General features: G+C 61.0%; 4 protein-coding genes and 1 pseudogene. All 5 read right to left on the minus strand.

Features of this window, described 5'->3' with window-relative positions:
• Positions 1-1117, minus strand: a 1117-nt coding sequence (locus tag AB4043_RS13135; protein ID WP_442307240.1) for an amidase, incomplete at its 3' end; no start/stop codon positions are given.
• Positions 1118-1131: 14 nt separating this feature from the next.
• Positions 1132-2121: a transglutaminase family protein gene (locus tag AB4043_RS13140; protein ID WP_442302307.1), complete on the minus strand. Its 990-nt coding sequence runs from the start codon at positions 2119-2121 to the stop codon at positions 1132-1134.
• Positions 2122-2141: 20 nt separating this feature from the next.
• The gene (locus AB4043_RS13145) at positions 2142-3131 is read right to left on the minus strand and encodes an alpha-E domain-containing protein (protein WP_442302308.1); all 990 of its coding nucleotides are present in this window, start codon (positions 3129-3131) and stop codon (positions 2142-2144) included.
• 9 nt (positions 3132-3140) lie between these two features.
• Positions 3141-4604 (minus strand): circularly permuted type 2 ATP-grasp protein, encoded by a 1464-nt coding sequence (locus tag AB4043_RS13150; protein ID WP_442302309.1) that lies wholly within the window; start codon positions 4602-4604, stop codon positions 3141-3143.
• A gap of 94 nt (positions 4605-4698) precedes the next feature.
• Positions 4699-5360: pseudogene (locus AB4043_RS13155) on the minus strand (hypothetical protein); the annotation flags it as partial.

Here is a 5360-nt window from a genome sequence, read left to right on the forward strand (position 1 = left end):
AGGGTCCGGTGCTGATGGCACGAAGCAGGGTCTCGAAACTTGCCGGAAGAATGGTGTCGTCCTCAACGATGGTCGCTCCCGCGGCGCGTAGGCCCTCGATGGCTTTCAGAAAAGCAGCCTGTGTTTCCGGCCGAAGAGCAAGACTGCGTGTAGCGCCTGTCGAGCTGAGCGCGGTGCCCTGGTTGTTGAGGATGAAACTTGGCACACCGAAGCGTTTGCCCTTCAGCGCATCGGCTTTCAGATACTGCGTGAAGTGAGGCGTCTCCTTGGCGGCTGAGCCGGCGGTACGCTCGTCCAGCTTGTCTTCGCCTGCCATCACTTCCAGTGCGATGGCGGCATCGGTGACATTGCGCGCCAGCGGTCCGGTATCGTCCATCAGCCAGTCCAGCGGTGCGATGCCGGCAATGCTGACCAGGCCGCGTGTGGGCAGAAAGCCGACGAGCGAATCGGTCGAGGCTGGATTGCGGATGGAGTTTGAGGTATCGGTACCCTGGCCCAGAAGCGCGAGGTTCGCCGCGACGGCGGTCGCGGTTCCACCGGAGGAGCCGCCGGGAGAGTAGCGCACGTTGTAGGCGTTGCCGGTACGCCCGCCGGCGCTGCTGTTGTTGGTGTCGCTTGCGGCGAAGTCCGGCATGTTGGTGTGGCCAAGAATGACGGCGCCCGCGGATTTGAAGTGCGCCACAATCTGCGCGTCGCGCGGCGCAATCAGCTCATGCCCGGGTTGCAGGAAGCCGGTCCATCCATCGCTGGTCACGCGGCCTTCGATGCTCGTGTTGGCCTTGATGACAATGGGAACACCCCAGAGCGGCTGCGCCTTCAGCTTTGCGGCCAGCGCGGCCGGAGGCCTGGCCTCGGCATCTTCCTGGTCGGCGCGCTTCAAAGCTCCTTCGCGGTCAAGCTCGAGGATCGGCTTATATGTTGGGTTGTACTTCTCAATACGCGCGAGGTACCACTCCGTGACCTGCCGGACGGTATAAGTATGTGTGCGGTAGAGCGTATGCAGCTTCGTCACGGAGACTTCGAGCAGATCGCGGTCCATAGCCGCCGGGGTCGGTGTCGCGGCGACAACGGGCACGCTCAGCAGCGTGCAGAGGAGTGCGGCCTTTACGAAGTGCATGATGGGCTCCGTATTTACTGTTGTTGCTGCTGTGCCTGTTGAAGCTGTGTGAGGTTCACCAACGGCGGTGATGGCGGCTGTTGCGCCCTCTCCACCAGGATCGACCAATCTTCCGGCACCGGCAGCTCCTGATCGAGCAGGGGTGTACCTTCGCTCTGCGTCACGCGGACAGCGACGGTCAGCTCTGAGTTGGCAAGGCCCCGGAAGATTCCATGCGTCGGCGGCACATCAGCATAGTCACGACCGATAGCTGTGCGGATATGACGGTCACCGGCGATGAGCCAGTTGGTGGGATCGAAACCCACCCATCCGAGCTGCGGCACCAGGGCTTCGATCCACGCGTGCGTGGCCGACGCGACCGAGCGGTCATGATCTTCGTTGCCGTGAAAGAGATAGCCGGAGACGTAGCGGCAGGGAATTCGCAGCTTCGAACGTACCAGCGCGATCATGATGTGCGCGAAGTCCTGGCATACACCCATGCGATGGTTGATGGCGACGTCGATCGGCGAATCCACCTTGGTGGACTTGGGCTTGTAGTCGAAGTACTTATAGAGCCGCTCATTCAGCTCATGCAGTACCAGCAGCGGATCGTCGCGGCGCGTCACTTCCAGGTTTTCCGCAAGCTCGTCCAGCGCCGGCGTCGGTATCGCAAATTCGCTGGGGAAGAGCATCTCCCAGTAGTCGCCCTGCTCGATCAGATAATCGAGCTCCTTCCATGCATCCGGCGCGAGAAATGCAGGCACTTGCGGTATCGGGGCGATCTCCACCAGAGACTCAGCGACAATCACAAGCTGCGTGTGTTGCCCGGGAATATCGAAGTGATGGACGTTGTTGGCCAGATGATCGCGGTAGCTGAAGACGCGGCAGCGCGGTGTGACTGAGAGCTGAAAGTTGAGGCAGCGCTGGTTGGAGTCCGAGCGCGGATGCATCCGCGTCTCCATGATGGACTCGCTTACCGGGTCGCTGTAGAGGAACTTCGTCAGATGGCGGACTGAATAGTACATCGCGTTTCCTTCTTTTTCCCTTAGCCCGCCAGTGCGGTTTGAATCGAGTAATCGATGTACAGCTCGTAGATTGCGGAATGGATGTCGCGGCATTCCCGCAGAATGTCCTGCAGGTAACCTACGACATCTCCTCGCAGAATCTCCTCGACGCTGGAGTAGCGCAGGCTTGCCTGCAGGCGGCCCGCAAGCCGTGTGAGGTTTTCAGTGCGTGACTTGCCGCTCTCTCGCTGAATCGCATCCAGTGCGCTGACCAGGCTTTCGATCGAGAAGCGGAGCGAATGTGGAAAGTTCTCATCGAGCAGCAGAAACTCAAGGATGCGCTCGGGTGTGAGGTCGGCGGTGTAGACCTTGCAATACGCCTCAAAGGCCGTGGCGCTACGCAGCAGCCCCATGTACTCGAGGTATTCGTTGCCTTCGGGAATGCGTTCCGGATGCTTCCACAGATCGTGGTGATATGCCTCCAACAGCATGGCGGTGGCGGAGGCGCGTTCGATGTAGCGGCCTACCTGGATGAAATGCCATCCCTCGCCATGTGACATAGTGGAGTCGGTCACGCCCTGGAACTGATGGACGGCTTCCATTACGGACTGCAGAAACTCGCCCGGTTCCTGGGCTCCGTTCAGCAGGGCTTCGGCATGCATATCGCTGTGCATCTCAGGCCGGGTGACGGCGAGATAGAGAGAGTTGAGCCGATGCCACATCTCGGTGGAGATTTGCTCGCGGACGTGGCGCGCATTCTCTCGCGCCGCGATGATGCAGGAGAGCACTGAGATGCGGTTGGTTATATCGAAGGTAAGGGCGTGCGAAAGCTTGTACGGATCGTCGTCGTCCCATGCCTCTCCCGCCGGGCGGCCGAGAGCCGCCACCATGCGCTGCCAGCGATGATCGGCGCCTGAAGAAGACTCATCGAGCATGAGATTGAGATTCACATCGAGCAGACGTGTGGTGTGCTCAGCGCGCTCGAGGTAACGGCTCATCCAGTAGAGACTGTCTGCAACGCGGGATAGCATGATCTCTCCTTAGCTCAACACCCAGGTGTCTTTGCTGCCGCCGCCCTGCGACGAGTTGACGACAAGCGATCCTTTACGCAACGCCACGCGTGTCAGGCCGCCGGGGACGATGCTGACCTTATCGCCGTAGAGCACATACGGGCGCAGATCCACGTGGCGCGGCTCGAGCTGATCGTCGAACATACATGGAGCGCGGGAGAAGCTGATCGTCGGTTGGCCGATGTAATTCCGGGGGTCGGCCTCGATGCGCCGCGCGAACTCCTCGCGCTGCGCCGCGGTGGATTGCGGCCCCACCAGCATGCCGTAGCCTCCGCTTTCGCCAACGGCCTTGACGACAAACTTGTCCAGGTTGGCGAGCACATGTTTGCGCTCCTTCTCGCGGGCGCAGAGAAAGGTCTCCACATTCTTCAGCACCGGCTCTTCGCTCAGGTAGTACTTGATGATGTCGGGAACGTAGGCATAGAGCGCTTTGTCGTCAGCCACGCCGGTGCCGAAGGCATTTGCGAGGGTTACGTTGCCGGCGCGATAGGCATTGAACAGACCGGCGACACCGAGGATGGAATCACCCCGAAAGGCCAGCGGATCGATGAAGTCATCGTCCACGCGGCGGTAGATCACATCGACACGGCGCAGACCAGAGGTTGTCCGCATATAGACGACGTTGTCGTGGGTGACCAGGTCGCGGCCTTCCACCAGTTCAATGCCCATCTGGCGCGCGAGGTAGGCGTGCTCGTAGTAGGCGGAGTTGAAGACGCCTGGCGTCAGCAGCACGATATTTGGCTCAGGACGGCCTTCAGGCGCCAGTGAACGCAGTGTGCCCAGCAGCAACTGCGTGTACTGCTCGATCGGGCGTACGTTATAGCTGCGGAAGAGCTGCGGGAAGATACGCTTCATCACGCGCCGGTTGGTGAGCATATAGCTCACGCCCGAGGGGACGCGCAGATTGTCTTCCAGAACGACGAACTCCCCGTTCTCCAGGCGGATGAGGTCGGTGCCGGTGACCGCGATATAGATATTGCGCGGCACCTGCAGACCCACCATCTGGCGGCGGAACTGCTTGCAGGAGTAGACGACCTCGCGCGGCACAATGCCATCGGCCAGGATGCGTCCCTCGTGGTAAATATCGCGCAGAAAGAGATTCAGCGCGGTAATCCGCTGCGTCAGGCCGCGTTCCACCGTTGCCCACTCCTGCGCCGTAATGACCCGAGGCAGAAGGTCATACGGGAAGATGCGCTCGGTGCCTTCCTCTCGGCCGTAGACCGTGAAGGTGATGCCCTGGTTCAGAAAGGAAAGATCGGCAGCCTGTTTGCGGCGCTGCAGCTCGGCGTGTGGGAGAGACGTAAAGTGATTCAGCAATAACTGGTAATGAGGATGCAGCGCCTCGGGCGAGGCGAACATCTCGTCGTAGGCGTTGTCCAGAAGGTAGTTCTGGAGCGCCGTCATCTTGAACTGGCTGGTCTGAAGTGTACCCATCTGGAAACTGTGGTTTGAGTATAGAGGCCGCGGCATCGCAGTCAAACTGCAAATGCCGCGGCCGGTTCACTCCCCACCGCAGTTTCCGTGGGATTTACTGCCGTGCGGCGACGGCAAGTGTCATCTGCGAGCCGCTGTCGACGTGCACGTTCTGTCCGCTAGCGGCCACAGTGCCGGAATTGGAGGCATCGGCAGCGCCGGAGAGCATCACGCCCGGAATCGCTGTCTGAACGGCTCCGTTTGCTCCAACGGTTCCAGCGCCGGAGACCTGGCCGGCCGTTGAGCCTACAGCCTCTCCGGCTCCATTAGCCGCGCCGCCGACTGTATTCGTCGCACCGCCTACCGTCTGGCCGGCACGGTTCACGGTGTTCGTTGTTGCCCCACGCACTCCGCCCACGGTATTGCCGACCACACCGCCGGCCGAGGGAGCAGCTCCACCGCCACCCGAGGGGTCAGGAGCCGGTGCAGGCGCTGCCATGCCGGGATCAGCATTGCCGCCGGTCTGGCTCATCTGGTACTGAGACATCAGGGATGGCTTCAGATCGCGTACGACGGCGTAGATGGGGATGGTATTGCCTTCTTTGGTTTTGGCCTGATCGAAGAGCAATGTCACAGAACCCGTACCCGCCTGTTTGGTGTAGGCGGCAGCATCGGTGACGTGGCCGATCAAGGTCGTACCCTTGGGGAGGGTGGTGCCGTTGTTCAAGACCGCCGCCGACTTGGTGACGGCTGTCACCTGATCGCCCTGCTTCGCTT

Origin of the sequence: Terriglobus sp. YAF25, from assembly GCF_052113305.1 — a bacterium.
In the GTDB taxonomy this organism is placed as follows: domain Bacteria; phylum Acidobacteriota; class Terriglobia; order Terriglobales; family Acidobacteriaceae; genus Terriglobus.